Origin of the sequence: Entomoplasma ellychniae (assembly GCF_002930155.1) — a bacterium.
GTDB classification, from domain to species: domain Bacteria; phylum Bacillota_I; class Bacilli_A; order Mycoplasmatales; family Mycoplasmataceae; genus Entomoplasma; species Entomoplasma ellychniae.
The window spans coordinates 413,931-431,015 of the sequence record NZ_PHND01000001.1; the positions used below are offsets into that span (position 1 = coordinate 413,931).

17 protein-coding genes are annotated in these 17,085 nt (G+C 26.4%); all 17 read left to right on the top strand.

All coding sequences use genetic code 4. The features are described 5' to 3' along the window. Positions 1–80: 80 nt before the first annotated feature. Positions 81–431: a hypothetical protein gene (locus EELLY_RS01850; RefSeq protein WP_104205514.1), complete on the top strand. Its 351-nt coding sequence runs from the start codon at positions 81–83 to the stop codon at positions 429–431. Beyond that, entirely contained in the window at positions 432–716 is a 285-nt protein-coding gene (locus tag EELLY_RS01855) for a hypothetical protein (RefSeq protein WP_104205513.1), read from the top strand. Between the two features lie 2 nt (positions 717–718). Next, positions 719–1,093 (top strand): ASCH domain-containing protein, encoded by a 375-nt coding sequence (locus EELLY_RS01860; RefSeq protein ID WP_104205512.1) that lies wholly within the window; start codon positions 719–721, stop codon positions 1,091–1,093. Positions 1,094–1,131: 38 nt separating this feature from the next. Beyond that, a complete protein-coding gene (locus EELLY_RS04180) occupies positions 1,132–1,293 on the top strand; it encodes a hypothetical protein (protein WP_181021025.1) in 162 nt (53 codons plus the stop codon). Positions 1,294–1,315: 22 nt separating this feature from the next. Beyond that, positions 1,316–1,867 carry a hypothetical protein gene (locus tag EELLY_RS01865; RefSeq protein ID WP_104205511.1) on the top strand — a complete coding sequence of 184 codons (552 nt, stop codon included), beginning with the start codon at positions 1,316–1,318 and terminating at the stop codon, positions 1,865–1,867. 11 nt (positions 1,868–1,878) lie between these two features. After that, positions 1,879–2,328, top strand: a complete 450-nt coding sequence (locus EELLY_RS01870) for a single-stranded DNA-binding protein (protein ID WP_104205510.1) — start codon at positions 1,879–1,881, stop codon at positions 2,326–2,328. 26 nt (positions 2,329–2,354) lie between these two features. Next, positions 2,355–2,513 (top strand): TRASH domain-containing protein, encoded by a 159-nt coding sequence (locus EELLY_RS04125; protein ID WP_146063613.1) that lies wholly within the window; start codon positions 2,355–2,357, stop codon positions 2,511–2,513. A 186-nt stretch (positions 2,514–2,699) separates the two neighbouring features. After that, a complete protein-coding gene (locus EELLY_RS01875; RefSeq protein ID WP_104205509.1) occupies positions 2,700–2,900 on the top strand; it encodes a hypothetical protein in 201 nt (66 codons plus the stop codon). Continuing rightward, a complete protein-coding gene (locus EELLY_RS01880; protein WP_104205508.1) occupies positions 2,887–5,739 on the top strand; it encodes an Mbov_0397 family ICE element conjugal transfer ATPase in 2,853 nt (950 codons plus the stop codon). The genes EELLY_RS01875 and EELLY_RS01880 overlap by 14 nt, the downstream gene beginning before the upstream one ends. Then, the gene (locus EELLY_RS01885) at positions 5,732–5,992 is read left to right on the top strand and encodes a hypothetical protein (protein WP_104205507.1); all 261 of its coding nucleotides are present in this window, start codon (positions 5,732–5,734) and stop codon (positions 5,990–5,992) included. The genes EELLY_RS01880 and EELLY_RS01885 overlap by 8 nt, the downstream gene beginning before the upstream one ends. After that, complete coding sequence (locus tag EELLY_RS01890; RefSeq protein WP_104205506.1) at positions 5,973–6,578, top strand: hypothetical protein; 606 nt, start codon at positions 5,973–5,975, stop codon at positions 6,576–6,578. The genes EELLY_RS01885 and EELLY_RS01890 overlap by 20 nt, the downstream gene beginning before the upstream one ends. Further along, complete coding sequence (locus tag EELLY_RS01895; protein ID WP_104205505.1) at positions 6,571–6,912, top strand: hypothetical protein; 342 nt, start codon at positions 6,571–6,573, stop codon at positions 6,910–6,912. The genes EELLY_RS01890 and EELLY_RS01895 overlap by 8 nt, the downstream gene beginning before the upstream one ends. After that, positions 6,912–8,426, top strand: coding sequence for an Mbov_0396 family ICE element transmembrane protein (locus EELLY_RS01900; protein WP_104205504.1), 1,515 nt, complete (start codon positions 6,912–6,914; stop codon positions 8,424–8,426). The genes EELLY_RS01895 and EELLY_RS01900 overlap by 1 nt, the downstream gene beginning before the upstream one ends. Before the next feature lie 7 nt (positions 8,427–8,433). Then, complete coding sequence (locus EELLY_RS01905; RefSeq protein ID WP_104205503.1) at positions 8,434–11,685, top strand: hypothetical protein; 3,252 nt, start codon at positions 8,434–8,436, stop codon at positions 11,683–11,685. Positions 11,686–11,705: 20 nt separating this feature from the next. Further along, positions 11,706–12,206 (top strand): sugar-phospahte nucleotidyltransferase, encoded by a 501-nt coding sequence (locus tag EELLY_RS01910; protein ID WP_104205502.1) that lies wholly within the window; start codon positions 11,706–11,708, stop codon positions 12,204–12,206. A 51-nt stretch (positions 12,207–12,257) separates the two neighbouring features. Next, positions 12,258–14,714: an HsdM family class I SAM-dependent methyltransferase gene (locus EELLY_RS01915; RefSeq protein WP_104205501.1), complete on the top strand. Its 2,457-nt coding sequence runs from the start codon at positions 12,258–12,260 to the stop codon at positions 14,712–14,714. A gap of 179 nt (positions 14,715–14,893) precedes the next feature. Then, positions 14,894–16,951, top strand: coding sequence for a relaxase MobL (locus tag EELLY_RS01920; RefSeq protein WP_104205500.1), 2,058 nt, complete (start codon positions 14,894–14,896; stop codon positions 16,949–16,951). Positions 16,952–17,085 lie beyond the last annotated feature (134 nt).

Genomic DNA, 17,085 nt, shown 5'->3' on the forward strand with positions numbered 1-17,085 from the left:
TATATATCAAATTTAGAAAAATAGAAACCATAAAGAACAAAATGAACAAATCAAAAAAAACTCGAAAGGAAGAGAGATTAATGAAAAAAGAAATAAAAGTTAATTTAACTTTAAAAAATATTATTATTGAACAAATAATTTATTCAGATTCAATTCAAAATGCAAATTCTTCTTGGATAAAAGTGAAAATCAGGATACAAGATAATGATTTAAAAATAAATTATTTTTGAGCACATTCGTACAACAGAGATACAATAAATAAGATTTTTGAATTTCACAAAGAAGCTACTAGAGATAAGAGATTAATTATATTAGATATCTTTTTAAACATTTGACCGACAAAAAACAACAGAAATACTCCAGAATATGACAACACATATAAGTGATATTTATCAGACGTTATTAAAAGTGAAAATCAGGAGGAAAAATAAATGGAATGAAAATATTACGAATACCTTAAGACTTTAGATTTCAAATATGGAGAAGACATAATAAAGAAATCTATTTTACAAATAGTTGATGATAATAATCAAAAACTAATTAATAGAAGTTTTAAGTGATCAAATCAAACAAAACTTAAACACGACGATTATTGAATTCTAAATCAGGTTATCAAAAATGAAAAATATAACGTTAAAGAAGTGTTAGATACTTATCAAAGAATTATTAAAAATAAAGTTAAAAGATTAAAAAAAATGAATAATAAAGTTGATTAAACATGAAAAATATAATATTGCCAATTAATCCAACTTATTCAAAAAAAATTATCAATAAAACTAAACTATTTGAATATAGAACAAGAATGCCTTCGACAAAAATAAAATATATTTACATTTATGCAACAAAACCGATTTGTAAAATAATAGCTAAAGTAGAAGTTATAGAATTAATTTCTTTTACTCCAAATGAACTATGAAAAATAACTAAAAATGAATCAGGGATAACAAAAGAATATTTTGATAATTATTTCAAAGGTAAAAATATTGCTCATGCTTATAGATTAGGTAATATACATAAATTTTTGAAACCTAAAAATCTTAAAGAGTTTGGAATCAACTTTATACCACAATCATTTGTCTACACTGATTATTAAAAATAAAGTTAAAAGATTAAAAAAGGAGAATAAAAGTAATGAAACCAATTCAAGTGAATGAAATAGATTATTGTAAAAATTGTAAACAAGAAGTAGAAGATGATGCTAAGTTCTTGTTAGAAAATGAACAATGATTAGAATTCTATTGTATAGAATGTTACGAAGATCGTTTAGAAGAATGAATAAAATCAAAAAATTAAAAACTCGAAAGGAAAACTTATTATGTCAGAAAAATGAAACTCTTTTGAAATATTTGACTACTTAACAAATAAAATTGAAATTTTTGCAAAAGAAAGAGCAATTTTGGAAATTGAATGTTATAAAAATAACAAAATTGGTTATGCAGGCCCACCACAACAAATTTATCAAACTTGAGATATTGACACCATAAACACAGTCAAAGAAGAACTAAATAAAGAAGATAACTCACATTCTTTAAACGAATATTTAGAAATACTTATCAACAACACAGAAAAAGAACAAATCACTTCTTGATTTGTTGAAAAATTCTGTGATTTAACAAATAAAAAATTAGATGATTTTGCTAGAACTGGTTTAACTAATGAATATGAAATTTATGATTATGATACAAAAAATAAAATTGAATTAACTAAAAATGGAAATAGACCAAGTGATGGATGAGATTTATTATCTGATCAAGAATATATAAAGCAACTTGAGCATGGAATTAAATTGAATCAAGAATCCTTAAATCATCCTAAAAATAAACAAAATGAACAAAATGAACAAATCAAAAAAACATTGAAAAGATAGGAAATAACAAAATGAACTCAGTGAACATTATCGGAAGAATAACCAAAGATTTAGAATTAAAATCAACTAGTAATGGTCAAGGTAGATTTGTTTCTTTTACAGTTGCTGTGAGTGAATATTCACAACAAAAAGAAATAACAAACTTTATTCCTTGTTTTGCATTTGAAAGAACTGCAGAAAACATGGTTAAATTTCTTTCAAAAGGAAGCTTAGTTTCTGTATCTGGAAGAATAAGTGTTCGTACAAGTCAAAAAGATGGAAAATATGAAACCATTACAACAATAACTGCTGACCGTGTAAACTTTTTAGGATCTTCAAAAAATAATGAAAATACAGAAGATCAACCTTCTGTAAATGAATCAGATATTATTTTAGAATCACCTGTATTAGCAACTTCTAGCGCAGGCGCTATTCAAGATGAAGTTATTTTAAGTGATGATGAGTCAACATTATGAGATTAAAAAATTAAAAACTCGAAAGGAATAGTATGTCAGATACTGAAAAAATAATAATTTGTGATCAATGTGGCAAAGAAAAAAGAGTAAATAAACCTTCAGTTTGAACAATAAACAACAATGTGTATTACTTCTGCACTAAAACTTGCAACACTAATTGAATTGTAGAAATATTTGAAAATGATGATTAATAAAAGCGTTAACCAAAATGAAAGAAATACCAAGCAAAACATTAAACCTTTAAACCTTTTAACAAAAGAAAAGTTTATTAAGCATATAGATTATATAATTTAAAACTTAATAAATTCCCGAAAGAAAGAGGGACATTCACAAATTGTGAGTGTTCTCTCTTTTTTATTTTAGAAAGTAGGTGTTACATGCCAAAACAACCAAAACCAAAAAAAATGTACACAACAATAAACCCAACAATTGAACAAAAAGAATTAATAGATTCAATTCAAAGAAATTGTGCAGCTAAATTTAATAAAGACTTTAGCAAAACAGAAATAATTATGATAGCTGTAAAACGTTTAGTAAAAGAACCAATAAGTGAGGATGAGTTTGATGGAAAACAATAACAAAAAAAATTCAAAAGAATTAGTGGGTGTAATACCAAAACCTCCACAAAAAGCAGTTTTAAAATGAGGTATTTTATGAACCGATTTGATAGCAACATTATTTGGTTTTGTAGTTGGTGTTTTAATAATTTTATCAATTCCAAATGTTTCAAGTCTGGTCTGAAATATTGTAATAAAAACAGTAATCATGATATGTGTTTTATTTATTTTAATGATACCTTTAATGCCTGTCCCATCTGCTGGTAATGGGGTAAGGATTTATCATATACTATGATGAAGTGTTTCTTTTAAATACATTGATAAAAAAATATATAAATTAGAAGATAAAAATCATTCCACCAAAAAATTTAATTCTTATAAAAAAATAAATTTTGATTCAAGCATCGAAGCAGCAAAAGATTTTTTAATTCTAACAAACGAAAATGAAACAGATAAATTGTTTATGTGTGGAATAAAGTTTGAGGGTAAAAATATTTTTCAACAAGATTTAATAGATCTAGAAATGATGGCAAATAGTTGATGAGAGTTACTAGTCAATTCAAAATATGATTTACAAATTGTTAAATTGTCTGTTATGAGTAATAGAGATTTTAATAATCAACACATTTCAAATCTTTTATCTATAAATAATAAACTTTTTGAAACAGAAAAAATAAATATAATTCAGTATGAAGCTAGAAGAAGAGTTTTAGAAGAATACACTAAAAAATATATTTATAAAAACGATATAAGTAGAGAAGATTTTATTGAAGAAAAATATCATATTATTGTTTATGCTGAAGATGAAAAAGAAATGATAACAGAGATTAATAGAATAACAGCTATACTAAATCAAAAAGGCTTATCTGGACAAAAAATGAGTTCATATGAAAACGTAAATTTAATTTATCAAAGTTACACACCATTAGCTGAACCCTTGTCTCCAACTTTAATTGAGAGTAATTCAGAAGATTTAACAAAATTCTTAGCGTTTAAAGAAATAGAATTTAAAAGAAATTGTTTTAAGGTGAATGGTCAAGAGCAATATTTCAAAGTTGCAGCTATCACAAAATTTCCAATGAAGGTCGAACTTGGTTGAATGATTGGCTTATTTAGAAATTCCACTAGCGCTATTGTTACTATAAAAGAGAGCTTAATTAATGAAAACAAATTCTTAAGTAATAACTTAATGAATTTACAAACAAATTCTCAAACAATAAATCAAACTAAAGTTGTCGATATAAAAGCAATGCAATATGAACAAGAGGTTTATTCTCAAATTGTTGCTGATTTAGCAACAGGAACTGAAAAGCTAAAAGAAGTTAGTGCAACAGTAATTTTTTCAGGTAACAATGAAGATGAATTAAGAGAACAATCAAATTCATTAAAATCTGAACTTCAAAAAATAGGAATTTACTTAAATGATCTAATAAATAGACAAATAGAAGCTTTAGAACATTTTTCATTAAAACCAAGAACCCCTTTAAAAAAACAAATTTCAAGACAAATACCAACATGAACAATGGCTTTATCCTATCCTTTCATATCTCAAAAATTAAATGACAGAAGAGGGCTTTATTTAGGTGTTAGTGTTGTTGGTGACCAAATAATTTATGATCAATTCTTTTTACCTAGTGGTTTAACTACTTCACATAATTTATTACTTATTGGCATGGCTGGTTCAGGTAAATCACACACAATTAAAAAATTAGCTATTTGAAATACTGTTAATCAAGTTCATACACATATTTTTGATATTGAAAATGAATATGCTCCACTTGCAAGAAATTTAGGTGAAAAAGTAGTACACGTTGGTACAAAAAATGGAGTAATTAATCCACTTCAAATAATGGCTACTCCAAATGATGAATTAACAAATAATTTATATGATGATATGCAGTTTTATCTTACAAATTTAGAAGGTTGATTTAAATTGCTTTATCCTGATTTTAATGACTATCAAATAGGTTACTTGATTAAAGAAGTCGGAACTCTTTATTTAAATACAACATCAATCAATAAAGCTTTAAAAAATAAATTATCTTTAGATGATTTAAAAACTAATGATTTCCCAATTATGTCAGACTTAATAAGACTAATGGAATTAGAACTTAAAACAATAAGTTCTGATCAACAAATGCTTCATCAACAATGAATTTATAGTCTAAAACAAGATTTTGAGAACAATGGTAAATATGAATATTTGCTAAATAATCATTCAACTCTTGAAGTTGGTAATCATAGTTTAATAGTTTACAACATCAAATCAATCTTTGATACAAATAATCAAAAATTACAAAATGCTTTATTATATTTACTTTTTGCATATGTAACAAATAAATTTAACACTTTAAGAATTGAAAATGATATTAAATATGCTGAACTTGTTGCTAAATTTGAAGAAGAAAAAAATCCTTACCCAAATAAAGCTGCTTATGAACTTTTAGTTAAACAAACTTTACTAATTGATGAAGGGCATGAATTTATGAAAAATTCAGATGTTACTTTGGACTTTTTAAATTCATCAGTAAAACGTTTTAGAAAATATTATGCTGGATTAACTTTTTGTACTCAAGATGTAAAGGACTTTGTTAAAGATGGAGAAAGTTCTAAAAAAACTCAATCTATATTGACAAATACACCAGCAAGACTAATAATGCTTTGTAGCTCAAAGGGATTAGAAGATGTTGAGACTCTTTTTGCGCAAGATGGTGGTTTAACAACCGAAGAAAAAAAACACATATTAAATGCTGGTCAAGGAAGAGGAGTTTTTATGAAAAATAACAACAATAGGCATCAAATTCAAATTGAACTAAATGATGTTGAAAAAGAAATAATAAGGAATAGAAATTATGATTAAAAGTGAATACATAAAAGACTTTTCATTTAGAACTAATTTAACACAAAAACAATCTAAGAAAATCTTAGAAAGTGTTTATGTACATTTAATTGAAGTATTAATTGATCAACAAGAAGTTTTTACTCATATTGGTAAATTTTATATAGATCAGCAACACGTGCACAACCAATTTTATAAAGGGCAGCAAAAAATATTAAAAATTAAACTCAATAAAATAGAAAGGGGTTTGATTAATGAGCGAAGTAAAAAATAATAAAATTGAAAATCCTATTCAAAATAAATCCTTACCTAAAAGAAACCACTTAAACATCAGATTCAATACTGATGAAGCGCAAGAAATAGTTTATGAATATGATAGATTTCTTGAACAAAAAATATTGGAACATAAAAACTCAAAAAAACGTACACCAAAACCAAAAACAAATGATTTTTATATAAGAGCTTTAATCAGGGGAATGAAATATGACTTATTTGATAATAAAACAGATGAAATTGCAAATATTGCAGCAAAAGCAGTCACTAAAGTAATTCAACAAAATAATCAAGAAATAACTGTTCGACAAAATTTGCAAACAGCTTTTATAGCTGGTAATATGGATTATCTTAAAGAATTATTAAATTACATTGTGCCAATATTACAAGGGTTAAATTATGAGTATTTTGATGCAACTATCGATAAAGAAACTGGGTTTATTAAAAATGATTTTTTTAAGACACCTGTTGGTTTTGAAAATCAAGAAATATCAACTCAAAACAAATGAAAAAACAAAATTAGAAAGGATTCAAGTAGCACAAATTTAAAGGATGTGTTATTTGGAAAGGGAAATGAAGATGATTAAATTTTTAATGTTATTAGCAGAAGCACCAGACTTTAAAGCGCCTGCAGATTACATCGGGGGAATTGTTTTGGCTGTAATAGGTGCTTTTGGAGGACTTGGGTTTATTGTTGCTGCTGGTGCTATGATTTGAATTTTAGTTCAAAAACAAATTGCTGCAGCAGCGGGTAATCAGAAAAAAAAGGATGAATGTACAAAAAATTTAATAACTATTGTAATCGCGATGATTGTGTTAGGGATAGCTGTTCCATTATGTGGTGTTTTTGCAGCATCTTTAATCGGAACTGACATGGGTTTAACTAAGAGTGCATTAATTGTATTAAGCGTGGTGAGATAATGACAATAAATTCAAAGTTAAAAGAAAATGATTTTTACAATTATAGAAAAGAAATTAATTGGGCTTTAGTTATTTTGATAATTTCTGTTTCAATTTTATTTTTTACTTTTTATAAAACCACTTTATCTTTTGATGTTAATAATATAACAATTAAAAGGTTAGAGGATTTAAAAACGTTAGGTGATTTGCCTAATGTTCCACCTTTTGTGGTTGCATCACCTTATGTGGATTTTTCCGATGGTTTTTTTTGAGAGCCTTTGCCAAATGGTGGTTTTAGATTAATGGCAATAAATGAACTCGTTAAATTACCTGGAACTCTTAAAGCAGGTATGCCTGGCGGATGAGATCAACAAGCTTTTTTAAATAAATTAATTGAAATGTTAAAAGCTATGAATGAAGCCAAAAGTCAAAAATTAATCTTAACTTTGATAAGAATGATTGCATTGCCTATAATGTTTATTAGCTACATAATTAATTACATTATTATTGGTTTTTCATCTGGTGGGATTAATCAACTAATCTTTGGTGGAGATCAGTTTGTTGTCGAAAATATTCCTGTTGCTTTTTGAATAATTTGTATATCAGTTCCTTTAGTATTAATTATAATATTTTTATTTCAAACAATTTCTATGGCAAACACAGACGATAAACGTTCACCACAACAAAGACTTAAAGATGCAAGCATAGGTAGTTTTAAAACTGTAATCTATATATTTTGTATCCCTGTTGGGTTTTGAATAATCGGAACTGGATTAGACTTAACCATTAGTTACATTTCTTTTGTAGTAGAAGGAAACCCTCAAGACAAATCTTTTGCATTTACAGACAATGTTTATAAATTATTATTCTTTGGATTAAATCCAACAAGTAGTGGTGATTTTTTTGCAAGATATCCAGTCTTATTAGCTGTGCTTGGGGGGTCAGTGCCTGGTGGTCTTTGAAAATCTGAGACAATTGTTAAAGCCTTTACAGTTTGGGGTTTTATAGGATTAGCGATTGGTGGTTCTACCTTGATATTTTTGCTATCAATATTTGCTGCTTTAATTGAAAAAACATTTTGGTTATTTTTTAATTTTCTTATTTGTATTTATTATGCTTGTGCCTCTGCTTTTGATGGTGGAGCAAGAATGAAAATGACTAGAGAGAAGATAATTGCTAAAACTCTTTCAATAGCGATTATAACTTTGGGAATTAATTTAACATATACAGTTTCTGCCGGCATGCAGTCATTAATTAGCTTTCCACCAATAACAGGTCAAGCCGGTTACATAATTTTTGCTTTGATTATGGCAATAATCTCAATAGCTGTTCTAATGGGGGTTAAAAAAATTGCTGCTGAAGTGGAATCACAAATTGGTGAATATTCAAATTATTCAAGAATTGATCAAACAACAAAAAGTAATTTCCAAACTGGTTCTAAATTAGCTTCTAATGCGACTAAGACTGTTGGTGCTGTTAGCAAAGGACCTTTAGGAGCTGTTGGTTTAACCACAGGAGTGATTGGATCGGAATAAAATGTCTATGAAAAAAACACTAAATATTTTAATCATATTATTATTTGCATTATTATCGATATTTAATATACATACTACATACTATGTATTTAATAAATCTGATTTATTAAATAACTATAACTATTCTTTAACAAATGAAAAATCTAATTACAATAATAATATAACTAATCCTATGTATCCAAATTTTAAATATATTTTAAATAACTCATATACAAAACACAGAGTTAATAGGATGAGAACAGGTTGAGGTTATCAAAAATACTTATCAGATATAAATTCAACATTTGATGAGGAAAGTTATGATAATGGAACAGCATCAAAAGAATATACAATTTTAAATTTAAACACTTTGAATTATGCTAAAACTGTTGATGACTTTAAAAATAATTATAAAACTTTAGAATTGGAGATAATGCTGTCATATCTAATTTATAATAGTACAAACGTAACATCATCAGCTAGTCCTGCTGTTATTGCTAAATTTGATTCAGAAGACTCATATAAATCAACAACTTTTTCATTAAATACAATTCAAAGCGATTATATATCAATTTTTTCAAAAAGAAATAATAGTTCTAACAACCATCAGGTTGAAATGTTTTATAAAACATCTTTTTCAGGAAATTATCTACAAATGAAAATTAAAACGTCTTCATATTTAGAATACAATAAAGGTTCAGCTTATGGGCATGGAGCTATGATTGGATTTAAACCTAAAAGTGTTTCCTTTAAGTCGAGTTATGACTTAAATTCATTTAAAAAAACAATTATAAATAATGGCAAAAAAACAATTGAATATACATCATATACTGGTGCTGCTATAGATTCGGAAGAAAAGTTAAAATCTAGTGATTTTCAAGGAGAATGAAATGAAAGCACTGGAACTTGACAATCTGGTAAAGAACCAAAACCAACAGGAAAAGCAAATAAGAGTGAAATTGAAAAACTTTTAAGAGAAAGAGCACCAACAACATTTGGTGATCAATGAAATTCATATAAACAATATGGAGTAACATTTGATTTATATAATTGAAATAATGTTGATAACACAGTTGATACTGTTTTCATGCTTAATAATACAGAATTTGTTCGTTATACAACAAAAATTAACTTAAAAGTTGATCAAAGCTATTGAGATATGAGTTATTTGAAAAGATTAGAAATTTTGCCTGGAAAAGTTGTAGATTTAAATGACGTTAGCAAAACAATGAATGATGTTCCAGAGCTTATTCAAAAAGATGGTAAACAAACATTCATTTATCACAACACAGTAATTGTACAATTTGCTTCAAATTCTATTAACAAAAATGAACGATTGCTTGTAAATGGCGAAGATGCTGAAGTTTGAAGGAATGTCTTTGTAGCTACATTAACAGATGGTAGAAATGATGAAAGCTCAACAATGGAAGAAGACAACACTTATGAAATTGCAGTTGAAGTTGATGGTAAATTAAAATTTAGTAGAACAATACAAATAAATTCACTAAATCCCAACGTTGACTTTAAATGAATGGGTTGAGATCCACAAAATACACCAGGTGATAAAAATAAATACGATCAATGAGTTTTAACACAACCTTTTATAAATGGTGAAAAAAATGAGTTATATGATCCTTATATAAATCCAGAAACTGGTGTGAGAATTCAATCAATATTTGTTAATGAAAAACCTTTATCCAAACCCTTTTTAATTGATCCAAAAGATCGTTATGGACAATTGATTGGTGGAGATGTTCAAGATGATCCTTTAAGGTGAGGATACTTTGCTGAAGCTTATGTTGTTAATAAGGGAATTAAATACTTGTATGATGATGAACAGTTAAAACAATTTTCTAAAATAGAAAGAGTTGAAATTGATCCAGTTACATTTCAAGAAGTTGGTTCAAAAACACAAGTGAAAATTAATAATGAAGTTCAATTTTCTAATCCAGGAACTTGGCATTATATTTTTTATTTAAAAGATTTTGTAGATCAAAGTTCATGAGGTAGTAATTCTATCCATAATCCACCAATAAATAAAGATATTAGAGCAATACAAGGAACTGTTATTCATAAAATCATAACTTTAGATAGTGATGCTAAAAACTATAGACGTTTTTTAGATTTAGAATCTTCAAAAAAGAATTCTAAAATACATGAATGGTTTACAGTTACATCTGGTGGTCACTTAAGAAGTTTTATGATCGCAAACGCAATTATAACTTCAGCAGATGCTTTACAACTTATTAAATATGAGCAAATTGTAAAATATTGACGTCAATACGTTTCAGCTGCAATAAATGGCCATATGACTTATAACCCAGAAACTGATGATAGGTTAAATTTAAGCGATTGACAACCAATTTACTTTCCTATGAAGCAAACAGAGGAAATTGCTGCTAAAGCATATATAACAAGGAAAATAAAAGAGCAAATGTTTAGTTTTAAAGGCTCTGCCATAGAAAAAGATTATATTATTGAATCAACACAAGGGCATATTCCACTTAATGATATGGAATTAAGTAAATTTGTAAGTATAAGTGAAGATAACCCTATTGAACAACTAGATGTAACTGTAATAGCTACTCCTGAATCATTACTACTTGTTGGGAATCTAGAATTTCAAATAAACAATGACATAAAATATGATCCTGACCTTGAAATTAGTTTAAGCGATGTAAAATTTAAGACTCAAGAAGGTAATTTTAGTAACTGACCTGAAGAAAACAAAAAAGCATTTTTAGAAAATTATCTTTTAGGTTATGTTGGGCAAACTCTTGATCAATATAGAATAGCTAAGAATGAAACGTTAAAGCAAATTCCTGAAAAAGATAAAGATGGAAAACCAACAGGTAATTTTATTGACAAACAAATCCCAGAATATAAATATGCAAAAGATTATGCAATTTTTATTGATGGTATGAAACTAGACATAACACAAGAACCCAATATTAATGAATATATTGATCAATTCTTGAATGTTGCTAAAAAACGTGTAATGTGAGTAAGAATAAATGCTGTTAGGGGCACAACTTTGTTAAGTGGTGCTACTAGTTATCAAGTAATTAATGACCCTAAATCTAATGTTAAACCACCAATTAAACCACTTCCAGAAAAACCAGATCCTGAAATTCCTGGACCAGGAGGTGAAAAACCAAATAAAAAGCTATTTGGTGGAATCTGATGATTGGTTACAATACCAGCAATTGCTATAATAGCTATTACTTTATTTGCTGTAGTTAAGCGAAAAAGAAAATTAAAAGGCTATAAATTAAAATAAAAGAAAGGCAGGTGAATAAAATGTATTTTCCTAATAAAAATGATGAGTGGTACACATTGCCCTATGCGATTGAACCTATTTTAGAATTTCTTAAACCAAACTCAAAAATATTATGCCCATTTGACACTATTGATTGCGAATATGTAAATGTTTTAAAAAAGGCAGGTCACAAGGTCAGTTATAGGCACATTAAAGACGGATTTGATTTTTTTGATTTGGAAAGTGGTGATGTTTTATCTTTTGATTACATCATTTCAAATCCACCTTACAGTTTAAGAAAACAAGTGTTTATCAAATTGGAAGAATTAAACAAACCATTCGCTATGTTAGTGCCTTTGGTATCAATAGCTTTAAAACCTATAAGAGAAAAAATACAAGACAAACAATTGTTAATTTTTGACAAAAGAATTAAGTTTAAATCAAATGAGGGGTTAGTTTGCAAAAACCCACCATCTGAAACAGCATATATTTGCAAAAACATTTTACCTAAACAAATTATCTTTAAAGAACTACTTTTTTAATTTGAATGATATAATTGATTTACTTGTACTTATAAAATATTAGGAGGTTTTATGAAAAATAGTGAATTAGAATTTTACTTACATAATTATTTGTTTAATGTTGTTAGTGATATGAAAAAAAGAAATTTGTACAAATATGATTGAAATGTTAATAAGTCTGATTTTGAAGAAATAAACTCAAAATTATCAACAGCATCAAAAAATCTTTCTAATTCTATCAATCCTTCTTTAGGAAAACCAGATTTAATATATTTTAATCCCGAGACTAAGCTTTTAATTTTAGGAGAAATTAAAAACGATAAGAAAAAACACACATCTAATAAAATCGGAAAAATAACTGACCCAAAAATTTTTGCAACAGATGGAGTACTGCATTATATGAGTTTTTTTAAAGATTATGACGTATTTGGAATAGCTGCTTCAGGTTCTAAGGGTGATTACATAATTGATCAATTTTATTCAAAAAAAGATAGCCTCATTTTTGAACCCTTACCATCTCAAAGAATATTAAATGAGTTTGATTACGAGAATATTATAGCTGATGATTTGATTGATGAAAAAGTTGATAACCTAAGTGATGCAATTTCTTCTTTAAATAAGCTAATGGATGATAGTAAAATTTCTACAGAAAAAAGACCGATAATTACTGGTTCTATAATTTTTTCTTTAACGCATTTTAAGCAAATACAAACAGACATTGAAAAGCACAAGACTAATACAAGCAACATTAGTGGTTTACTAATTAGTTCTATAAAAACTAAAATGTTAAATGTTTTGCCTGAAAATAAAAGAGACAAAAATATTGGAATTATTGATAGATTTTGTAATCTAATTGAATCATATTCAATAAATAATGAAATTTGAAAAAAAATTATTGATAACATAGATCAAAAATTAATGCCAATTATAAACAAAATGAAAAAAGAGTCTTATCATGATTTTTCTGGTGACATGTATAGAGTTTTACTGAGATACACATCGGGAGATGGAAAAATTTTAGGTCAAGTTTTAACTCCAAAACACATAGCAAATTTAATGATAGACCTAGCAGAATTAAAAAAAGATGACTCTGTAATAGATCCTGCTTGTGGAACGGGAATTTTTTTAGTTAATTCTATGAATAAATTAATATCAATGGCTAAAAATGATGAAGAAATTGAGACAATTAAAAGTAAAAAAATATACGGAATAGAGATATCTAAAGAAATGTTTTTTTTAACATTAGTGAATATGCTTATTAATGATGATGGTAAGACTAATATTTTTGTTGATGACGACAACCCCGAACCTAAAAAATCTGGAATTTTTAAATACGATAAAAAAGACTTTGTAGAAAATCCTAAAAAAGTTATAATGAATCCGCCTTATTTATCTCAGGATGAAATGTGAAAATTTATAAATAAATCTTTAACATTGGCAACAGAAAAAGTTGTAATAATTGTTTCAACTTCTATTTTTAAAGGAAATACTGATTTTAAAAGAGAGTTCTTGAAAAATAATTCGCTGATGGCTGTTATTAATATGCCAAACAATATTTTTCAAAACAAAAGTTCTTCTGGCGCACAAGTTAAAACATCTATTCTTGTCGCTGATATAGGAAGGCCAAATTCTGAAAATTATCTTGGAACATATTTTTATGACCTTAAAGATGATGGTTTCATATCTAGCAAAAAACATGGTAGATACGATGGCATTAAAAAATGGTCACAAATTAAAAGTGATTTTTTAGAGAATTATAAAAATAGAAAAGAAATTTTAAATACATCAATTAACATAAAGAACGTATCTGAAAATGATACATGAAATTTTAATTTCTATAATAAAATATCTTCTGAAGATTTTTTAAATTTGAATGATTATTTATTTAATTTGTTTGAAGAAATAGTAAATAAGAATAACAATAAAGATAAATATAAAATTTATGATCATTTCTTAAACATAGACTCTGAATTAAAAGCTTATGATATAAAAAAATATATTAAAAATTTTAAATTAAAGGAAACTTCAGCTAATGAGCATTTGGAAATTAAAAAAAATATTAATAATGCACTAAGAATTGAAAAATATATAGATATCAAAGATGGAGATATCTCATATGTCGCTGCATCAAATTCTAGAAACGGTTGTAGAATAAGCAATATAAGAAATATATATAATGAATCTGTTTTGGATAATTTATTTACATGAAACACTCAAGGAGATGGGGGAGCAGGCCTAGCTTTCTTCCATCCTTATAAATTTATTGTAGCAAGCACATGCAAAGTTTTTGATTTGATAGACAAGACATTGAGTCTAGAGCACAAAATTTTTATTGCTTTTGCTATGAGCCTAGAACACAAAAATAGATATTTTGGATATTCAATAAGTGAAGGTGAGTTCAAAAATGGAACTTTAAAATTAACTTTACCTGTAAACAACAAAGAAGAACCAGATTGGAATTTAATTTATGAAATTATGGTTAATAATCCTATATTTATTAAAATTAAAAAATATTTAAACTTATTTTAAAATAAACCTTTTGAAAAATAAAAAGGTTTTTTTATTGCTATTTTTTCATTGTTAAGGTTTTTTCAATTAAATCAATTATAATTTTATTGTACAACTAGTAACTAAATATAATCCCGAAAGAAAGAGGGAGTATTCACATAAGTGAGTACTCCTTTTTCTAATTTAGAAAGCAGGTTCTAATGAATAGAAAACAAAATAACATTTTCAAAGTAATAAGATTTTATGATCCCAACAACTCAAAACAAAGATTGACAAACTATTATCGCGGCAAAAAAGGTTCTAAAAATATTACTTATATCGATTACATAACAAGAAAACAAGCATGTATTTTAAAAGCACTTCCTGAAAAAGCTTTGCAAGAAAATAGAGAGTTAAATGAATTCATGTTAGAAAGCAGGAGTGAGTGAAGACAGAAATGATTAAACAAAGGAGTGAGTGAAGAATTTTTAAAAGCTAGTGAAAATATATTTGATGATGAAAAGTATTCAAAGTATGGTTGAAACTTTAAAACAAAATTATTTAATTCATTAAATGAAGCAGGCCATTTTCAAAATTCTGATTTTATAGCTAGAGAATCTACAATCTTTAATTTAACACAAGAAACTGAACAAGAAATGTTAAAAGAACTTTTGGAAATAGATAGAGAACGCTCAAGAAGACAAAAGAGTATTGAAGAATATAAAAAAGTGCAATGAGGAACTGGACTTTATACTAATCAGGCACATTTCAAAACTAAAGGTAGTTATATTTTTGGTGAGTTGTCAAAACAAGAAGTTCAAAATTTAAAAAATGAATTTTTAAATATGAGGAATAACAATGATAGGTTAATGTGAGATACTGTTTTATCTTTTGATACAGAATTTGCTGAAGATAACAATATTTTGGTTCCTGAAGTAATTGGAAAACTCATAAGTAAAAATATTGATCAATTATTTATTGAAAACAATTTAGACCCTAAAAGAATGAGTTGGGGATTTTCTATGCATGGAAATACATCTAATCCACACGCTCATTTATTTTTTTATGAAAATGAACCTAACAGAAATGGTGAATGAAAATTCAAGGGAAATTTAAACCAAGAATCTATGAAGTATTTTTATCAAAGAATTGAATTAAATGCTCAAACTAATGAACTAAGTTACCAAAAAATGAGAGTTTTAGAATTAGAAACCAAAGCCTTAATTTCTGAAGAAATAAGTGGACAATTCTTTTTATCTAAACATCAACAATTCTTGATTCATAAACAAATTAAAAAAATAGATGAATTAAGTTTAAAAATTAAAGATTTAGAACTTAATTTTAGAAAAAGATATTTATCTGAACAGCTAACTGTTAAAGAAAAACAAAATCATAATAAAAATATAAAATCAATGAAAAATAATTTAATTAATAACATAAATTTAATTCATGAAAGCCATTCTAAAAATAAACTAAAACAATTTTTTGAAAGAAGAACTAATTTAACAGAAATTGAAAAGCAAATCGCAAAAAAGGTAGATTCCAATATGTTGTTTCTCAATAAAATTAACACTTGAGAAAAACTTAAATGTTCAATGGTAAAAACCCAAAAATTATTAAATCATGAACACATAAGTTGATTTGAAACAATGAAAACTTATAGAACTAAAAAGGGCTCAACATTAAGTTTTAACACATTAAATGATGAAGGAAAGATCGAAGCTATATCATATGTTGAAAATATAATAAAGCAGTCTAAAAATGGTACGTTAATGCTTCAAAACATCCAAAGTAAAGTTGATGATATTTCGCATGAACTAACAAAAGTTCTTCTAAAGAAAATTGATGATAATGATACCAAAACCATTCAAACATTAAAAACAATAGATGCTCTCGATAAATTAAATTTAAAAATAAATTCACAAAGTTTATATAATAATTTATCTGAAAATAATTTAACAAAAGAACAAAAAGAAACTTTAATTTTTAATGAAGTGAAAAACTCACTAATGAATGGCGAAAATGGTTATTATTCAAAACATGTTAATGTGTTATTTAATGAAATTTATAATCAAAATTTTCAACTAGGAATCAAAAAGGAATTCAAAGAAAATAAATTTTTGACTCAAAACGTCTCTAAAATATCTAATTCGATTAGCGATGCTTTTAAACTGGGTTCTAGACAAGCAGCATATGAATTTGAAAATGAAATGAAAAGACTGAAAATGAAAGCTGAAAATGAAATTGAAAAATATGAAAGAGAAAGGATTAGGATATAAAAATGTTAATTCCAATATATACTTTAATCTCTATTAATTTTTGTTTAATAGTTTGGCTTGTTATCGATTATTTTAAAAATTTAAAAAAATACCAAAAATTAATTAAAGAAAAACAGTTTGACACTATAAAAGTT